The sequence below is a fragment of the Mesorhizobium sp. GbtcB19 genome, assembly GCF_019091085.1.
In the GTDB taxonomy this organism is placed as follows: Bacteria; Pseudomonadota; Alphaproteobacteria; order Rhizobiales; family Rhizobiaceae; genus Mesorhizobium.
The window spans coordinates 181,117-197,728 of record NZ_JAGXJY010000001.1; the positions used below are offsets into that span (position 1 = coordinate 181,117).

The 16,612-nt window shown below is 64.0% G+C and carries 14 protein-coding genes and 2 tRNA genes; 9 read left to right on the plus strand and 7 right to left on the minus strand.

Annotated elements, in window-relative coordinates; translation table 11 throughout:
* Nucleotides 1-187: 187 nt before the first annotated feature.
* From KVT37_RS00865 to KVT37_RS00900, 7 genes are all read right to left on the minus strand, one after another.
* Nucleotides 188-1,426, minus strand: coding sequence for an OmpP1/FadL family transporter (locus KVT37_RS00865; protein WP_217568726.1), 1,239 nt, complete (start codon nt 1,424-1,426; stop codon nt 188-190).
* Nucleotides 1,427-1,788: 362 nt separating this feature from the next.
* Entirely contained in the window at nt 1,789-4,572 is a 2,784-nt protein-coding gene (locus tag KVT37_RS00870; protein ID WP_217568728.1) for a valine--tRNA ligase, read from the minus strand.
* Nucleotides 4,573-5,149: 577 nt separating this feature from the next.
* A complete protein-coding gene (locus KVT37_RS00880) occupies nt 5,150-5,998 on the minus strand; it encodes a PopZ family protein (RefSeq protein WP_217568730.1) in 849 nt (282 codons plus the stop codon).
* A 250-nt stretch (nt 5,999-6,248) separates the two neighbouring features.
* Entirely contained in the window at nt 6,249-7,631 is a 1,383-nt protein-coding gene (locus tag KVT37_RS00885; RefSeq protein ID WP_308642532.1) for a TolC family outer membrane protein, read from the minus strand.
* A 184-nt stretch (nt 7,632-7,815) separates the two neighbouring features.
* Nucleotides 7,816-8,490, minus strand: a complete 675-nt coding sequence (locus KVT37_RS00890) for a protein-L-isoaspartate O-methyltransferase (RefSeq protein WP_217568732.1) — start codon at nt 8,488-8,490, stop codon at nt 7,816-7,818.
* A gap of 89 nt (nt 8,491-8,579) precedes the next feature.
* Nucleotides 8,580-8,653 (minus strand) — tRNA-Cys (locus KVT37_RS00895).
* A 175-nt stretch (nt 8,654-8,828) separates the two neighbouring features.
* Nucleotides 8,829-9,089, minus strand: coding sequence for a hypothetical protein (locus KVT37_RS00900; RefSeq protein WP_127227111.1), 261 nt, complete (start codon nt 9,087-9,089; stop codon nt 8,829-8,831).
* Between the two features lie 220 nt (nt 9,090-9,309).
* Between KVT37_RS00900 and KVT37_RS00905 the strand changes: the two genes are divergently transcribed.
* The 9 genes from KVT37_RS00905 (at nt 9,310) to KVT37_RS00945 (ending at nt 16,472) form a co-directional block, all read left to right on the plus strand.
* Nucleotides 9,310-9,384: transfer RNA gene (locus KVT37_RS00905), tRNA-Asn, on the plus strand.
* A 301-nt stretch (nt 9,385-9,685) separates the two neighbouring features.
* Nucleotides 9,686-10,729, plus strand: a complete 1,044-nt coding sequence (locus tag KVT37_RS00910) for a PilN domain-containing protein (protein ID WP_217568733.1) — start codon at nt 9,686-9,688, stop codon at nt 10,727-10,729.
* Nucleotides 10,719-11,336, plus strand: a complete 618-nt coding sequence (gspM, locus tag KVT37_RS00915) for a type II secretion system protein GspM (protein WP_254633738.1) — start codon at nt 10,719-10,721, stop codon at nt 11,334-11,336. The genes KVT37_RS00910 and gspM overlap by 11 nt, the downstream gene beginning before the upstream one ends.
* Nucleotides 11,333-11,887 carry a hypothetical protein gene (locus KVT37_RS00920; RefSeq protein WP_217568734.1) on the plus strand — a complete coding sequence of 185 codons (555 nt, stop codon included), beginning with the start codon at nt 11,333-11,335 and terminating at the stop codon, nt 11,885-11,887. Before gspM ends, KVT37_RS00920 begins: the two co-directional genes overlap by 4 nt.
* A complete protein-coding gene (locus tag KVT37_RS00925) occupies nt 11,880-12,779 on the plus strand; it encodes a general secretion pathway protein GspK (RefSeq protein WP_217568736.1) in 900 nt (299 codons plus the stop codon). The genes KVT37_RS00920 and KVT37_RS00925 overlap by 8 nt, the downstream gene beginning before the upstream one ends.
* 3 nt (nt 12,780-12,782) lie before the next feature.
* A complete protein-coding gene (locus tag KVT37_RS00930) occupies nt 12,783-14,426 on the plus strand; it encodes a GspE/PulE family protein (RefSeq protein ID WP_217568738.1) in 1,644 nt (547 codons plus the stop codon).
* The gene (locus KVT37_RS00935; protein WP_217568740.1) at nt 14,426-15,643 is read left to right on the plus strand and encodes a type II secretion system F family protein; all 1,218 of its coding nucleotides are present in this window, start codon (nt 14,426-14,428) and stop codon (nt 15,641-15,643) included. The genes KVT37_RS00930 and KVT37_RS00935 overlap by 1 nt, the downstream gene beginning before the upstream one ends.
* Nucleotides 15,640-16,110, plus strand: a complete 471-nt coding sequence (locus KVT37_RS00940) for a GspH/FimT family pseudopilin (RefSeq protein WP_217568742.1) — start codon at nt 15,640-15,642, stop codon at nt 16,108-16,110. Before KVT37_RS00935 ends, KVT37_RS00940 begins: the two co-directional genes overlap by 4 nt.
* Nucleotides 16,107-16,472, plus strand: coding sequence for a type II secretion system protein J (locus tag KVT37_RS00945; protein WP_217568744.1), 366 nt, complete (start codon nt 16,107-16,109; stop codon nt 16,470-16,472). Before KVT37_RS00940 ends, KVT37_RS00945 begins: the two co-directional genes overlap by 4 nt.
* Nucleotides 16,473-16,612: the final 140 nt, after the last annotated feature.

The following is a 16,612-nucleotide window of genomic DNA, read 5'->3' on the forward strand; positions in this document are numbered from 1 at the left end:
GGCAGTTCCCTCGGCAAGTCTTTTAGCCCGGGGGTTGTTCATAAACTGTTGCCAAAACGTCACAATCGTATCGGGCGCCCGTTGTGCAGCGAATCTGCAACATCGGCCGGACAATAGGATTGGATCGCGGCCGCATAAACGAAAAAGGCCGGGCATCGCCCGGCCTTTTCGAAGAATTTTCAGAAACTTAGAACTTGATCTTGACGCCGCCTGAGATCGCCGTGACCAGATCGTTGCCGAAGTCGTAACTGGCGTCGGTGCCGGCCTGGTACCCGTTTTCACCATTCACTATTCCGGAATGGCCGCTAGTCATCACACCTATAGCTCCGGCGAGGCGAATTTCGATGTTCGGCTTCGGGGTATAGGCGACGCCGCCACCCACCGTCCACGTATCGGTCTGCGAGCCATAGCCGTGCGCGGTGCCACGATCCCAGGAAAGTTGGCCGGCAGCCGCCCATTGATCATTGAACTTGTGGCCAATGCCGCCTGTAACCGTCCAGCCGTCACGATACATTAGGTCGAGCGAGGTCACCTGGGCCGAATGAGCCTTGTCGCCCGTGACGCATAGCGCAGCAGGAGTACCCACCGCACAAATCGGAACGCTTTGCAAAACGCTCCAATTGACCCACTTGATCGAGCCAAAGGCGAGCCATCCGGGCGCGATGCCCGACTGCAGTTTCAACTCCACCACATCCGGCATGTACTGTGTCGAGCCGTAAATCGGGATGACGGTGCCGCCGACATTCGTAAGATCGAGTGTGCCCGAGATGTTGTCGAGCTTGACCTTCGAATTGTAGACAAGGCTCGCGCGCAACGCGATGTCCGGAATTTCGTAAGCAAGGCCGGCACGCCAGCCCCAGCCGTTGCTCGTCAGATCGACACGGCCGGTTCCCCCGAAATCCGGCACCAGGGGTGATACCAGGCTTTCCTTGAAGCCATAGACCTTCTGGTAGAAGACGCCGCCGATGAAGCGAAGCTGGCCCTTGCCTGCATCCATCTTGTACGAGCAGGTGCCCGCGTAATTGTCGCTCTTGATGTCAGTTTCCATATTGGAAAACGCACCGTTCCAGACGCCCGGCGCGACATGCGCGCCCCACGGTTGCGAGTAGTCGAACATGCAGTCAATGCCCGGGACAACTTGAGCTTTGACACCGATGCGCGGCACCCAATAATCCTCTGCGCCTTTGGCAGACGTTCCGAACCCTAGATCGAGGCCACCGGGACCCCTCGCATTCTTGTACTTGCGATCGGGCATCACATAGGTCGCCTCAGCCTCGGTCGCGACGGGCGACGGATCGAAAAGCAGATCGATGTCGTAGCCGCCGCGCTCCAGGCCGCCGGCATGCGCCGGGTGCATCGCGGCGCCGAGCAACGCGATCGAAAAGCAGCCTGCCCCCGCCAGAGCTTTGAGCCGCAAAATGTTCATGGAAATCCCTCCCCAAAATACAAGTGGCTCAAGCTAGAACCAATTCGGGTTAATGACGCAACAACGATTTCAAGGGCTGTACATGTACACCTTGACAGCCCGCAATTTTGCCATGGTGATTGGCGCGGCGATTGCCGCTTAAATCACGCCAACCAGCGTCAAACGGTTGAAAAAATCCGAAAAACCCACCCAAAACAGGGCAAAAACAGCCGATTTGGAAGCTAGAAGGCCCCATTGTTACATTATGGCAACAATGGGGCGCAAACTTTCCGTTTACGTCAAAATTAACGCTGCGGCATGCCTGTTTTTGAGGCAGCTAACGTATCGGAAAGCGGCTCTCCGATGCGAGCGAATCTTGCCGCTCAGCCGGCGTCGCGAACCCTTGTCAAAGCCACCGAAAGCTTCTCCTGCGCCTCGCGATATTCGGCGAGTTTCTCGCGCTCGGCCTCGACCACTTCCTCCGGCGCGTTGGCGACGAACTTTTCGTTCGAGAGCTTCTTGTGCAGGCGGGCGATCTCTTCGGTGACCTTGGCCAGTTCCTTCTGCAGCCGCGCCGCCTCGGCCTGGAGGTCGATCAGGCTGCCGAGCGGCAGGCTCACCGTCGCCTCGTTGAGCACGATCTGGGCGGACCCTTTCGGCGGCGCATCGGCCAGTGCGATATCGCCGACGCGCGCCAGCCGCTTGATCGCCTGGGCGTGACGCTCCAGCCGCTCCTGCGTCAGCGTGTTGGCGCCGATCACCATCAGCGGCGCGATAGCCGCCGGCGGCACGTTCATTTCGGAACGCACTGACCTGATGCCAGAGACGAGTTCGACCAGCCAGTTGATGTCGGCGGCCGCCTCGTCGTCCTCGAAGTCGGGCGACGGCCAGGCGGCATGGCAAAGCAGCGAGGATCGCTCCTTGCCCTCGCCTGCGGTCTGCGCCCACAGCTCTTCGGTCATGAACGGCATCATCGGATGCAAGAGCTTGTAGATCTCATCGAGCACGAAGGCGACGCAGGCCCGGCTCTCGGCCTTGGCGGCCTCGTCCGAACCCATGAACACCGGCTTCAACAGCTCCAGGTACCAGTCGCAGAACAGGTTCCAGACGAAACGATAGGCCGCGCCCGCCGCCTCGTTGAACCGATAGCTGGTGATGCCTTCGGTGACCGCGCGCGCAGCCCGCGTCAGTTCCGTCAGGATCCAGCGGTTGACCGGCAGCTTGGCGTCGTTCAGCCAGAAGTCGTCGTTGCGCGCCACTTCGTTCATCTCGGCAAAGCGCGTCGCGTTCCACAGCTTGGTGCCGAAGTTGCGGTAGCCGGCAATGCGCGCCGGATCGAGCTTCACGTCGCGCCCTTGGGCCGCCATGACGGTCAGCGTGAAGCGCAGCGCGTCGGCGCCATATTCGTCGATCAGGTCGAGCGGATCGATGACGTTGCCTTTCGACTTCGACATCTTCTGCCCGTTCTTGTCGCGCACCAGCGCGTGCACATAGACGGTGTGGAACGGCTCCTCGTCCATGAAGTGCAGGCCCATCATCATCATGCGGGCGACCCAGAAGAAGATGATGTCGAAACCGGTCACCAGCACGTCGGTCTGGTAGTAGGTCTTGAGCTCCGGCGTCCGATCGGGCCAGCCGAGCGTCGAGAACGGCCACAGCGCCGACGAGAACCAGGTGTCGAGCACGTCCTCGTCGCGGGTGAGGATCTCGCCCGGCTGGAAGTTCTCGAGCTTGTCCTCGACCCAGGCCTTCCAAGGCCCTTCCAGCGCCAGGTAGTATTCGATGGCGGCGGCCAGTGCCTCTTCCTCGGTCTTTTCGACGAAGACACGCCCGTCAGGCCCGTACCAGGCCGGGATCTGGTGACCCCACCAGAGCTGGCGCGAGATGCACCAGGGCTGGATGTTCTCCATCCAGTCGAAATAGGTCTTCTCCCAATTCTTCGGCACGAAGTTGGTGCGGCCCTCGCGCACCGAGGCGATCGCCGGCTTGGCGAGTTCCGCCGCGTTCGCATACCACTGCTCGGTCAGGAACGGCTCGATCGGCACGCCGCCACGATCGCCGTGCGGCACGGCATGCCGGTGCGGCTCGATCTTGTCGAGGAAACCGCCGGCCTCCATCAGCTCGACGATCTTCTTGCGCGCGGCGAAACGGTCGAGCCCGTCGAGCTCGTCCCAAACGGCCTGGCGCTCCGGCGTCACCTCGAGGCCAGCGAGGAAATCCTCATTGTCCTTGAGCTTGATGGCGGCTTCGACCGTCAGGATGTTGATCGCCGGCAATTTGTGACGCTTGCCGACCTCGAAATCGTTGAAGTCGTGCGCCGGCGTGATCTTGACCGCGCCGGAACCTTTTTCCGGATCGGAATATTCGTCGGCGACGATCGGTATCTTGCGGCCGACGATCGGCAGCACGACGTTACGGCCGACCAGATCGGTGAAGCGCTCGTCTTGCGGATGCACGGCCACGGCCGTGTCGCCGAGCATCGTCTCTGGACGCGTCGTCGCGACCGTGATGAAGGTCTTCGGGTTCTGCGGATCGAATGCCTCGCCCTCGATCGGATAGCGGAAGTGCCAGAGATTGCCGTTGACCTCGTGCTGCTCGACCTCGAGGTCGGAAATGGCGGTGAGCAGCTTCGGGTCCCAGTTCACAAGGCGCTTGTCCTTGTAGATGAGGCCTTCCTTGTAGAGCGTCACGAACACTTCCAGCACGGCCTTGGAGAGGCCCTCGTCCATGGTGAAACGTTCGCGCGACCAGTCGGCCGATGCGCCGAGACGCTTCAGCTGGTTGAAGATCGCGCCGCCGGATTCGGCCTTCCACTCCCAGACCTTCTCGATGAACTGCTCGCGCGTCAGATCGCGGCGATGGATCTGCTTTTCCATGAGCTGGCGCTCGACCACCATCTGCGTGGCGATGCCGGCGTGATCCATGCCGGGCTGCCAAAGCACGTTCTTGCCGCGCATGCGCTCGAAGCGCACGAGAATGTCCTGCAGCGTGTTGTTGAGCGCGTGCCCCATATGCAGCGAGCCGGTGACGTTCGGCGGCGGGATGACGATGGTGAAGGCTTCCGCCCCCTCCTCCGCGCCGGCGCCGGCCCGGAAGGCATCCGCCTCTTCCCAGATTTTGGCGATCTTCGGCTCGACGGTTTTGGCGTCGTAGGTCTTTTCAAGCATGGGAAAGCGGTCCGCGCTGTCGGGATTTTTTACCGGTTTGGTGTAAATCGGAAGGTCTTGGCCAAGTCAACCGCAAGGGTTGCCTCGGTCCATCAGAAGCAAATAGGCGTGCCGGTGTTCATTTCAACGGAAGCCCATGCCCGCACTCAGCGCAAAACTTCGCCCTTGGTGTCCGGTAGGGCTTTCCACAGGACGGGCAGTCAGGACCGTAGTCCGAGCGGCGGACATGCAGGAGCGAGAAAGTATGATGAAGTGTAACTCCGGTCCGTTCACGATAACGATCGGCTGCCGGATGCTTCATTTCCGTCCACCGGCCGTGCTCGGAAACGAACCTTTTGACTTGGAAATATAGAGCTGCGGGGTCGCCGACGACCTCCCGATACTCCTCATCGGTCAGCATCGGAACCATCGCCCGCAATCGATAGCTGTACGTCAGTTTTCGGTCCATCGGCCGAAGATAGCAATCGCATAAGGCTTTGAAAGTGCAATATCCTTTGCCACGATCATAGCGAGGCGACCTTACCAACAAAACGCCGCCAAGGAGGCGGCGCTTCGTCAGGGTATGGGGGTTGAAACCTTACTGCGCGCCACGCGCCACGCGCTCGATCTCCTCGCGCACCAGCCTTTCGACCAGCGTCGGCAGGTTGTTGTCGAGCCAATCCTGCAGCATCGGCCGCAGCATCTCCTCGGCCATCTCGTCGAAACTCTTCTTGCCGCGGCTGGCGAAAGCGTCGGAAAGCTCGCCGAAAGCCGCCGCGACCTGTCTGCCCGCATGCTCGGAAAGAATCGCGAGCCGGGCCGGCTGAGCCTCGGGCGCGGATGCCTGAGGAGCGCTGGCCCGCGCAGGCGCTTCCATCGCCGGTTCGTCCTGCTCGATCTCGATCTTGGCGATCTCGACCTTATCGATATTAACCGGGGGTGCGGCGTTAACCGGGGGTGCGGCTTCCGGCGCCCGGACAGCCGGCTTCGCGGTAACCGTACTGCCGCCGGCCGCCGCGATTTCCCGCCGCCAATCGGCGACGATGGTCTCGGCGGTCTGCGGGGCATTTGCCACGGCGGGCTTGCTCGCCGCCGGCGCGCTCGGCGCGACGGCAGTCCTCGCTTCCGCTGGCGCCTGTGCTGCCCTCACCGGCTCGGGACGAGCCGGCACCGGATCGGCGGCTGCAAGCTGGGCCTGGACTTCCGCCAGCGTCACCGGCTTGCGGGGGCCGGCATCGGCATGCAATTCGGAACGAAAGGCGTCGACCTCGACATTCGGCGCCGCAGCGGCGGGCACGCTGACCGCGGCCGGTTCCAGATCCTGGCGCAGCTCACCGGCCTCGGCCGGCTGTTTGCGGCCGGTGTCGCTGTCCTCGATAATCCTCCGGATGGAAGCCAGTATCTCTTCCATGGAAGGTTCGCGCTGCGCGCTGCTTGCCGTCGCCATCGTCACATCCGCCGCCCTTGTGACCCGATCAAGAAACTTGACCAATCAAGAATTCCGCTCCTGCCCGGGCCGGAATTCGAATCAATGACGACAGCGTAACCGACCGATCGTCATCCGAGAATCCCCAATCTGGGGACTCGTTGGATTTCAACAGATTAGGCGAACCCGCGATCTGATGATCCATCCGGAAAAGACAAACGCCGCGCATCCATCGGACACGCGGCGTTTGCCGGGAACACGGTACCGAAAATCAGCGCCCGTCGGGCGTACGCAGGCCGGTCCATTTATCCTTGACGGCGTTGTAATGCTCTTCCGGCTTGTACTTGGTGACCGGCAGGCCCAGGCGATCGACCGACAGGCGGCCCATCGCCGACAGGATGGCGTAGCTCGCCACCACCACGTCGCGCTCGGAGCTGGCCTGGTTGATCTTGGCGGTGATGACCGCGTTCTGCGCGTTCAGAACGTCGAGCGTCGTGCGCTGGCCGACATTGCGCTCCTCGATGACGCCGTTGAGCGCCAGTTGCGCGGCATCGATGACCTGCCTGTTGGCATCGACGCTTTCTCGCGCGGCGACATATTGCGTCCATGCCGAGACCACGGCCTGGCGAACCTGGTCGCGGCTGACATCGACCTGGATGCGCGCCTCGCTGAGCGATTCCTTGTCCTGCCGAACCAGCGCTTCGGTCCGCCCGCCCGAATAGATCGGGATGGTCAGCGTCGCGCCGATATTGGCTGATGTCGAGCTACCGTTGGGACTGGTGAGAGAACTGGGAACCTGGTGGCTATAATTGTCGGAAATGCCGGCGGAGGCCGTCAGTTGCGGCAGCAGCGTGCCTTCCCTGGATTTCACCGAAAACGCCGCTGCGTCGACAAGGTGCTGGGTCGACAGGATGGCCGGATGCTCGGCCGAGGCCACGGCCAGGGCGGAATCGAGGTTCCCCGGCAGCAGCTTGCCCACCGGCGAGGCCCCTTTGAGATTGCCCGGCTCGTCGCCGACGATCTGGTGATAGGTGGCGGCGCTCGCCAGCGCCGTCGCGCGGGCGGCGCTCAACTGCGCTACGGCCGTCGCACGCGAGGCATCGGCCTGGGCGACGTCGGTGCGGGTGCCTTCTCCGACCTCGAAGCGCGAGCGGGCCGCGCGCGCTTGCTCGGTCAGGAATTGCAGATTCTGCTGGGTCAGCGCCGCCACCTGGCGGTCGCGAATCACGTCCATATAGGCGCTTGCCGCGTTGAACAGGATGTTTTCTTCGGTGTTGCGCAGGCTTTCGACCGAAGCTTTCACCTGCGCTTCGGCGGCGGCGACATTGTTCTTGGTCTGAAAGCCGTCGAACAGCGTCTGGTTGATCTGCACGCCGAAGCTGCCCGTCGTCAATCTCCTGCTGGTGCCGAACCCGTGGGTATTGGTGTAGTCGATGTTGGCGGAACCGTTGACAGTCGGGCGCCAGCCCGACTTGGCGACGGCCACACCTTCATCGGTGACGCGCACGCCGGCGCGAGCAGCGTTGAGCTGCGAATTGTACTGGTAGGCTTTGGCGAGAGCGCCCGTAATGGTTTCGGCGGAGGCGGCCAGCGGCGATAGCGCCGTGGCGGAAACGAGAATAGCTACTAAAACACTCTTGCGTACGGACGGCACGTTATTTCCCTCATTCGTTTGCATGGGAACCACGCCACGTCGGCCTACCCTTGCGGATCGGCCGGCGCCGCGTTGTTTATCGTTCCCCCGCTGACAGCCTCCCGAACAATCCCGGTTAACCAATCAGCAACGATTGTCAGGCGCAAGCGATCATGACAGCGCCTTCGCTGCAAGGCAAAAACACTTAGAATTCGAAAGCGTGGGCGCGTTCGAAGCCCGGTAGTGGCTTAATTGCCGCATTAAAGGCCCGCCTTCCGGTTACAACCCCCCCGGCCTTGAAAAACAGCCGGGCCACGCCAGAGTTGCCTCGTCCTTCGACCACAACCAGGCGTCCGTCTTCGGCGAGCTGGTCGAGCAGCGCCGGCGGCACTTCCTCAACGCTGCCGCCGATGAAGATGACGTTGTAAGGCCCCTTGGCCGCCTGCCCCTGCGGCAGCGGTCCGCTCACCACCGTGACATTCTGGCAGCCAAGGCCGGAAAGCGTGGATTTTGCCGCTTCCGCCAGCGCCGAATCGCTCTCCAGCGCCACGACGGAACGCGCGAGCCGCGACAGCAACGCGGCGGAATAGCCGGTGCCGCAACCGACATCGAGCACCGAATCGCTCGCGTCGATTTCGGCCAGCTGCAGAAGCTTGGCGAGCGGCGACGGCTCCATCAGGTAGCGCGCGCCGCCGCCATTGGCGCCGTCCGAGATACGGATGTCTTCGTCGATATAGGCCAGAGCCTGCTGCCCGGCGCCGACAAAGGCCTCGCGCGGGACGGAAAGCATCGCTTCGATGAGGGGCGCGCTGGTGACGTCGGTGGTGCGGACCTGGCCGTCGACCATCTTCACGCGGCGTTCGGAGAAATCAGCGCTCATGTCCCAACAATCCGCTCCCCGCGCCACGCGCGGCTCAATTCGAATGGAACCCCCGCTCCGGCGCGGTTGCGCTGGAGCCCGCAAGCATCTGGAGGCCTCGCCCGGAATCGAACCGGGGTGCAAGGATTTGCAGTCCTCTGCGTAACCACTCCGCCACGAGGCCTCGCAATGCTCCCGGCGTTCCGAGCGAACTCATTATGTTGGCGCTCAAAGGTCGTCAAGCGCCGGCGCGTCATTCCAGGCGCTTTCACCTGTGCCGGCGAAAGTGGTGATTACCAATCGGTTGTGGGGAGTCGAAGAATCGCTGTCGCGAAGCCAACGGCCGGCTGTCGCCGCCTTCAGTCAGGCCGCCGCCGCCGTTCCCACCAGACGACGAATCGCCTCCGGTGGCGCCGCACCATCGCGAATTCATAAGACAGCACCAGGAGGCCGAGCGGAATCATCCAGAAACCGAGAATCGGCAAAAAGCCCAGAATACCGCCGATGGTGAGCAGCACGCCGATCGCGATCCGCAAGCCGCGCGACCGCGGCATGGCGAATTCGCGGCCGAAGATCGAAATCTTGCGCGCCGGGGCGCTGTCATCGTCCGCTGCGGTCATGCCTAAATCCGTTCCTTTCCCCGCGATCGGGCCGCTCGAGAGACAAAAGCGATGCCGCCTCCCCTTGTTCCAACCGGATGAGAGACGGCTGATATGAGAGCGCCGCCAGCAAATTGCTACAAATTGACGCCCGAAAAACTCCGGAGAAATGTGAAATGCTTCGTTTACAAAGCCCAAACGGTTTTGCTATAGGCACCGCCACTCACATGAGAGCACCTGTTCCCCGGTAGCTCAGTGGTAGAGCAACCGGCTGTTAACCGGTTGGTCGCTGGTTCGAATCCGGCCCGGGGAGCCATTTGGCACATTCAACCTTTTGAAATCGTTAGACTTTTGTTGGTGAAGCCCGCAGCTTCCCCACTTTCCCTCCCCGCTTTTGAAAGCGGCGAGCATGCATCGTCGCAGGAGGCGGCAGGAAGCGAGGGATTACAGCCACGTAATGTTAGAAACTCCAACGCTGACCGTTCGCGTGCTCTCACAATAAACCTGTGGCTAACTAAGCGCGCCACCACTTGTTTCAAATGCACCATGAACAGTCCTTGTAACGTGTGCTGTCAACGTACGACTCAGAATCAGCCGTGCCGTTTGGGTGGGACAGCTTGGCGAGTTACAAAGCGCAAATCCTGGATGGATTCGATTGGTGGCGCGATGAGCTTCGCGCGGCCTGGACGAGCCTTGCCCGCAAGCAGAGACAGCCGAAACCTTCCGACTGCACCATCACCATCGCCGATGACGGCATCCGCGTGCAGTCGGCAGGTGGGCCTGAATTCCAGGCGCCGCCGCTGCCGCTCGGTGCGACCTCGGACGAAATCGCGGCACTGCTGAGCCCCGGCCGCAGGCATCCTGCCGTCGCGATCCGCATCGACAGCGCGCTTCTGCTCAAGCGGCAGCTTGCCGGGCGGCGGCTGCCGGTGCGGCAGGCGCGTGACATGGCCGAGCTCGACCTGATGGCCTCGACGCCGATCGACCCGTCGCAGGTCCATATCGTCTTTGCCGACGGGGCCGATGGCGGCTCGTCCTATTTCGTCGCCAAGACAAAGACGCTCGCGCCGGCGCTGGAAGCGATCCGCGCGGTCGGCGGCAATCTCGCCGCGCTGACCATCGCCGATGCCGAACGGATCCTGCAGCCCGACCCGCTCAGCCTGGCGGCGATCTGGCCAGCGCGGGCGCGCGACCGCTTCGCGCGGCGCGCCTGGACCGCCGCCGTCGCAATTGTGCTTCTTGGCCTTGCCGCCACCTATGGCCATGCGCAATGGCGCAGCTGGCAGGCCGGCAGCGTGCTCGATGAGGAGATCGCCGGCGCCCAGGTCGAGGCGAGGAAAGCGCGAGCCTCGCTGCAGAAACGCCAGGCCGAGCTCGAACAGACCGAAAAGCTGCGCGCCGAGAAGAAGAACGCCGTTCCGGTGGTGCGCATCCTGGCGGAGCTGACGCGGCTCTTGCCCGACAGCGCCTGGGTGAGCGATCTTTCGTCGAAGGGCGACCAGCTGACGATCACCGGCTTCGCCACCTCGGCCGCCGACCTGATCCAGCCCATCGACGCCTCGCCGTTGTTTTCCGCGCCGGAATTCTCCTCGCCGGTGACCAGGGTTCCCGGCCAGACCGGCGAGCGCTTCACCATCACGGCCAAAGTGGATGAGCCCTGAGTCGATGCTGAGCGCGATCCTCAACAGCCGCCTTCTGGTCCGCCGCTCCCTGGCCTTGGCGATCGCCGCCCTCGGCGTGCTGGTGACCGGCTGGCTGAGCTTCGCCGCGCTGGGCAGCGTCGCTTCGGCAAATGCCGACATCGACCAGAAACGCGAGACGCTGGGCCAGATCGAGGCCGTGGTGTCGTTGGCCAAGACCATGGAGGCCTCCGCTCCGCCGGCCGCCGCCTCCGGCAATGGCGAGTTCCTGTCCGGCGAGAGCGAGGCGGTCATCCGCGGCGCCCTGCAGACAAGGCTGAATGCGATGGCCGCCGCGAACAAGGTGGTGGTTCTGTCGGCCGGCAACGCGCCGGCGCTCAACGAGGACGGCGTCGCCTATCTCGGCCTGCGCGCCAATATTTCGGGCACGCTTGAAGGCGTGCATGGTTTCATGCTCAGCCTCGAAACCACGCTGCCGGTGCTGTTCGTCCGCGAAGCCACCTTGCGGGTCACCAACGTCGCCCCTTCCGAAGCGCCCAATGTCGAGCCGGAGATTTTTGCCGAAGTGCTGTTTTATGGCGCGCTGCCGCCGGGTATGGCCACGGCCGCGGCAGGGGCGGCGCCATGATCCGTCTCGTGGCAGCGCTCGGTCTCGGTCTTGCCGCCGCCGCGCTGGCGCTGACCAATATTGTGCTCTACGAAACACCGGTCGACATCTCGCCGACCGCGCCATCGGCGCAGCGCAACATGCGCGAAGCGCAGGCCGGCGCTACGGGTCTGACGGCCTCGGCCGACAGTACCGGCTTTGCCGAGACATTCGCGCGCCCGTTGTTCACGCCGACGCGGCGCAAATTCGTCCCGGTCGCCGAAGGGGCGCCGGCGCCTACCCAGGTGGCGACGGACCCCACCCCGCCGACCCAGCCGGTGGCAAGTGCTGCGCCTCTTCCAGCGCCGGCGCTGCTCGGCATCAGCATAAATGGCGCCAGCGCCCGGGTCCTGCTCAAATCGGCGGGAGCCGATGCGGCCAACTGGTATGGCAATGGCGAGACCATCGACGGCTGGACGGTGTCCGGTGTCGAGAGGGACGCGGCGACCCTGGAGCGCGGTGGAAAATCGACCCGCATCCTGCTCTATCCGCCGGCGCCGCCGGCCACTCAGGCCGGAGGCGGCGATGGTTGATCGCTCCGCGGACAAGAAGGCGGGCTTCGCGCTGGTCGCCGTGCTGGTGTTCATGCTGATCGTCTCCGCGATCGTCGCCCCCTTTGCGCTGACCGCGCGCAGCCGGCTGATGATCGCCGCCAACGACACGGAGCAGCAGCGGCTCGTGATGGTCGCCGACGGCCTGGTCAATGTCGTGGCCGGCGAGCTGTTCGACGGTTCGGCGACGTCGAAATTGCCGCAGAATGCCCGGCCCGCGCGCTGCCATGCCGGACATTTTAGCTTCGAGCTTAGCGTCCAGGATCATCGCGGCCTGATCGATCTCAACGCCGCCAGCGACGAGTTGCTGGCGCAAGGCGTCGCGTCGTTCGGCTTCGATCCGCAGATGGCAGGCGAGATCGCCAAGGCCATCGTCACCTTCAGAAGCCCGCCCAACGCCTTTGCCGCCGGCGCGCAGCCGCGCTCTTCGCTCGGCCCGCCACAGAACAAATTCGCGGGCTTCGAATCCGTTTCGGAGCTGCAGGAATTTTCCGCGCTCGCCGCGATCCCCTTGCGCGATCTCTACGCTGTCTTCACCGTCGATCTCAAACAGGGGGCGATCGTTTTGGCCAAGGCGCCGAGCAGGCTGCGCAATTTCGTCAACACGGCGTCGCAGGGCGAACAGCCGGCCGATCCGAACAAGAATGGTGGCAGCCTTTATACGGTCGAGGTCACTGCCAGGCGCGACGGCTCGGGCATTACCGGCCAGGCTGGGTTCGTGATCGAGAAATCGGCGCTGGCCGCCACGCGCTTCATCCGCATCTCGCGCATACCCGCCGCCGAAATCTACGGCCCTGCCGCATCGGTATCTAGCATCAGCTGCGACGCACTTTTCGGCACGGCCGCGGCGCAGATATTGGCCCGCTGGAGCTAGACCATGACCGCCGCGCTCCAGACCTCCCGCATCGAAGCCTTCCTCGCTTTCCTGGAAAGCGAGAAGATGCTGACCGCGCACAGCGTCCAGCGCGCCATGGGTGCGGCGAGCACATCGGGGCATCCGTTCGATACGGTGATGACCGAACTCGGCCTGATCGGCGAGCAGGAGCTTGCCAGCAGCCTGTGCCGTTTCCTCGATGTGCCGATGCTTGCCGATCTGCCGAAGGAGCTGAGCCCGCAGATGCTGGCCGGCGTGCCGCTCTCCTATCTCAAGGAAAACGCGGTGCTGCCGCTGGAGATGAACGACCGCCAGCTGGTCGTGGCGGTGGCGGATCCTTTGTCGTCGGCGACCATCGATGCACTGGCCTTTCACTGGGAAAGGACGCCGTCGCTGCGCGTCCTGCCGCGGCGCATGATCGGCGAATACATCGATCGGCTGGAGCGCTCGGCGGCGGAAGCGGTGTCGCTCGAAGCCGGCAGCGCCGGGCCGGCCGATTTCGGCTCCGACGATCTCGAGCGGCTTAAGGATTTCGCGCGCGAGGCGCCGATCGTGCGCTTCGTCGCCGACACCATCCACCGCGCCGTCGATGCCAAGGCGACCGACATCCATATCGAGCCCCTGGAAGATCACGTGCGCATCCGTTTCCGCAACGACGGCATGCTGTCGGTCGTCGACACGGCGCCCTCGGCGATGCTGTCCGGCGTTTCGACACGCATCAAGATCCTGTCGCGGCTCAACATCGCCGAGCGGCGGCTGCCGCAGGACGGGCGCATGCGCATCGCCGTGCGCGGGCGCGACGTCGATCTGCGCGTCTCGGTCATCCCGTCGATCCATGGCGAGGCCATCGTGCTGCGCATCCTCGACCGCGCCGGCGTCGAGCTGCGTCTGGAAAAGCTCGGCTTCGACGAAGCCGCGCAGACCAAGATCCGGCGGATGTCGCGAGCCGCCAACGGCATCGTGCTCGTCACCGGCCCGACCGGCAGCGGCAAGACGACGACGCTTTACTCGGTCCTGGCCGAGTGCTCCCGGCCCGACGTCAAGGTGTTCACCGTCGAGGACCCGGTCGAATACCGCATGGCCGGCATCACGCAGTTGCAGGTCAACCCGGCGATCGATCTCGATTTCGCCACGGCGCTGCGCTCGATCCTGCGCCAGGATCCCGACATCATCCTGCTCGGCGAAATCCGCGACCGCGAGACGGCGCAGATCGCCATCCAGGCGGCGCTGACCGGCCATCTGGTGTTTTCGACCTTGCACACCAACAGCGCGGCCGGCGCGCTGACGCGCCTGCGCGACATGGGTGTCGACGGCTACCTGCTCGGCGCCACGATCCGCGGCGTCATCGCGCAGCGCCTGCTGCGACGGGTCTGTCCAACCTGCCATGGCGCCGCCGACGGCGTCGCGTCCTGCAAAAGCTGCAACAGCTCCGGCTATAGCGGGCGCACCGTGACCTACGAAATGCTGCAAGTGTCGCCGCGCATCGCGGCGCTCATCGACGAGGGCGCCAGCGAGCTCGAGATCGCCAAGGCTGCTTCGGAAGCTGATCTGACGCCGATCGCGGCGCACGCGGCCACGCTGGTCGAGCGCAAAGTCACCACATTAGAGGAAGTGCGGCGCGTCATCGATCTCGGTGGAGGCGGCTGATGCCGGCATTCGCCTATCGCGCCTATCTCGCCGACGGCGCCCGGGAGAACGGCGTCGTCGAGGCGCCGACCAAGCAGGAGGCCGCGCGCAAGCTCGCCCAGCAAGGCCGCCGCTCCTACCATCTGGTGCCGGCAAGCGAGGAGAAGGCGCAGATCAGGCTGCCGGGCAAGGCCAGCCTCATGCTGACGCGGCGGGTCGATCTCAGCCGGCTTTTTGCCGAGCTTTCGGTGCTGCTCAATGCCGGTTTCACCATCGACCGTGCCTTGAATGCGGTGATCTCCGGCGAAGGCAACGCTACCAGGCGCCAGCAACTGCAGACGGTGCTCGACCTCACCACAGGCGGGCGCTCCGTCGCCGACGCCTTCCGGACCTTGCCCGGCATCACGCCGGATGTCGCCGCCTTGCTCGCCAGCGGCGAGCGCAGCGGCAAGATGGCCTATATCTGCCAGCGCCTGGCCGATGCGTTCGAGGCCAGGGCCAAACGCAGGACCTCGATCATCGAGGCGCTGACCTATCCAGCCTTCCTGCTCCTGGTGATGTGCGGCGCCATGGTCGTCCTGGCGACGGTGCTGGTGCCGGCGCTGGAGCCGATCTTCGAGGGGTCTTTCGCCCCAAAACCCTTCACCATGCGCATGCTCTCGACCTTCGGCCACGTCTTCAACGACTATCCGTTCGTCTTCCCGCTTGCCGCCTTGCTGGCTCTGCTCTTCTATCTCGCCGCATCGAAGTCCCCGGCGGCAAAAAGCGTCTTCTCGCGCAGGCTTCTCAAACTACCGGTGATTGGCCCGCTGATCGCCAACGCGGTGCTTGCACGCTATCTCGAGACGCTGTCGCTGCTGCTTGGCAACGGCGTCACGATGAGCGAGGCGCTTCGTCTGGCGACCAATGTTTCGCAACAGGCCTCGTTGACAGCGAGCTTTGCCGCGATCGAGGAGGAGGTGGCGAACGGCGCGCGGCTGCACAACGCCGCCGCCAATGCCAAGCTGTTCGACAACGCCACGCTGTCGCTGATCTCGCTTGGCGACGATGCCAACGCGCTTCCCGTCGTGCTCGACCGCGCGGGAAAAATGCTGCAGTCGGCCGTGACGCGTCGCATAGACACGCTGCTGAAGCTCCTGACGCCGGCAATGACGATCTCGCTCGGCTTCCTTGTCGGCAGCCTGGTCGTCTCGGTGATGACGACGATCCTCAGCATCAACGACCTGGCGCTGCAATGAGGACATTCGCCGCCGCGCCGGAACGCGAGGGTGAAGCCGGCTTCACTTTGATCGAGATGATGGTCGTGCTGGCCATCATCGCCGTCGTCGCGGCAATAGCGGCGCCCGGCATCGTCCAGCGATACCGCTCGCAAAGCCTGGACGCGCTGTCGGGCGAGATCGTCGCCCGAATCCGCATGTCGCGCACAGTGGCGATCGCCACGGCCAGGCCGCAGCAGATCGTCATAGATCTCGGCGGCCGCACGATCCGCTTCGGCGACCGGCCCGTGCTCGATTTGCCTGCGGACGTGAAGATGACCGTGACCACGGGCCGCGAAACCGTGGCGGACGGCCGCCAGGCGGCTTTGACGTTCCTTCCCGACGGCAGCTCGTCAGGCGTCGAAATCGACCTGCGGCGCGGCGGCCAGGCGGCGCATATAGAGGTGAGCTGGCTGACCGGGCTCGTCAGCAGGACGATGAAGCCATGACGCCGGAAAACAGCGAAGACGGTTTCTCGATCCTCGAAATGATCGTCGCCATGACCATTCTGGCGCTGATCCTGGGCATCGCCAGCCAGACGATCGTGCTCGCCGGCCGCAGCATCGTGGCCGCGCGCGAACAAATGGAATCGGCGCGCAAGGTCCGCGCGATCATGGCGCAGTACGACACCGATGCCGAAAGCAGCGCAACGGCCGCGCTCGATGCCATCGCCCAATCCGGCTGGACGATCAGGGTTCAGCCGATGGGCACCGGAAAGGCCAAGCTCAACGCGGTCGTCATTGAAAAGGCCGGCGCGGTGGCGGGAACATTTCTCACCTTCATGCCCGCCAAACGGCAAGGTTCGCAATGAGCGGTCTTTTTACCGACGCGACCTGCATCCTCGCGGCTTCATTCCGTTGGAGGGCGTGGCGCGACCAAAGGAAGGCCGCCACCACGCGATCCTGCCCGGCCGCCAAGCGATCGCCGATCGAAGGATTTGCGCTGATCGAC

Coding starts and splice junctions, on each gene's coding strand:
- KVT37_RS00925 (WP_217568736.1), top strand. CDS start 11,880: ATGGTTGATCGCTCCGCGGACAAGAAGGCGGGCTTCGCGCTGGTCGCC.
- KVT37_RS00900 (WP_127227111.1), bottom strand. CDS start 9,089: ATGACCGCAGCGGACGATGACAGCGCCCCGGCGCGCAAGATTTCGATC.
- KVT37_RS00940 (WP_217568742.1), top strand. CDS start 15,640: ATGAGGACATTCGCCGCCGCGCCGGAACGCGAGGGTGAAGCCGGCTTC.
- gspM (WP_254633738.1), top strand. CDS start 10,719: ATGAGCCCTGAGTCGATGCTGAGCGCGATCCTCAACAGCCGCCTTCTG.
- KVT37_RS00870 (WP_217568728.1), bottom strand. CDS start 4,572: ATGCTTGAAAAGACCTACGACGCCAAAACCGTCGAGCCGAAGATCGCC.
- KVT37_RS00890 (WP_217568732.1), bottom strand. CDS start 8,490: ATGAGCGCTGATTTCTCCGAACGCCGCGTGAAGATGGTCGACGGCCAG.
- KVT37_RS00920 (WP_217568734.1), top strand. CDS start 11,333: ATGATCCGTCTCGTGGCAGCGCTCGGTCTCGGTCTTGCCGCCGCCGCG.
- KVT37_RS00930 (WP_217568738.1), top strand. CDS start 12,783: ATGACCGCCGCGCTCCAGACCTCCCGCATCGAAGCCTTCCTCGCTTTC.
- KVT37_RS00935 (WP_217568740.1), top strand. CDS start 14,426: ATGCCGGCATTCGCCTATCGCGCCTATCTCGCCGACGGCGCCCGGGAG.
- KVT37_RS00880 (WP_217568730.1), bottom strand. CDS start 5,998: ATGGCGACGGCAAGCAGCGCGCAGCGCGAACCTTCCATGGAAGAGATA.
- KVT37_RS00865 (WP_217568726.1), bottom strand. CDS start 1,426: ATGAACATTTTGCGGCTCAAAGCTCTGGCGGGGGCAGGCTGCTTTTCG.
- KVT37_RS00945 (WP_217568744.1), top strand. CDS start 16,107: ATGACGCCGGAAAACAGCGAAGACGGTTTCTCGATCCTCGAAATGATC.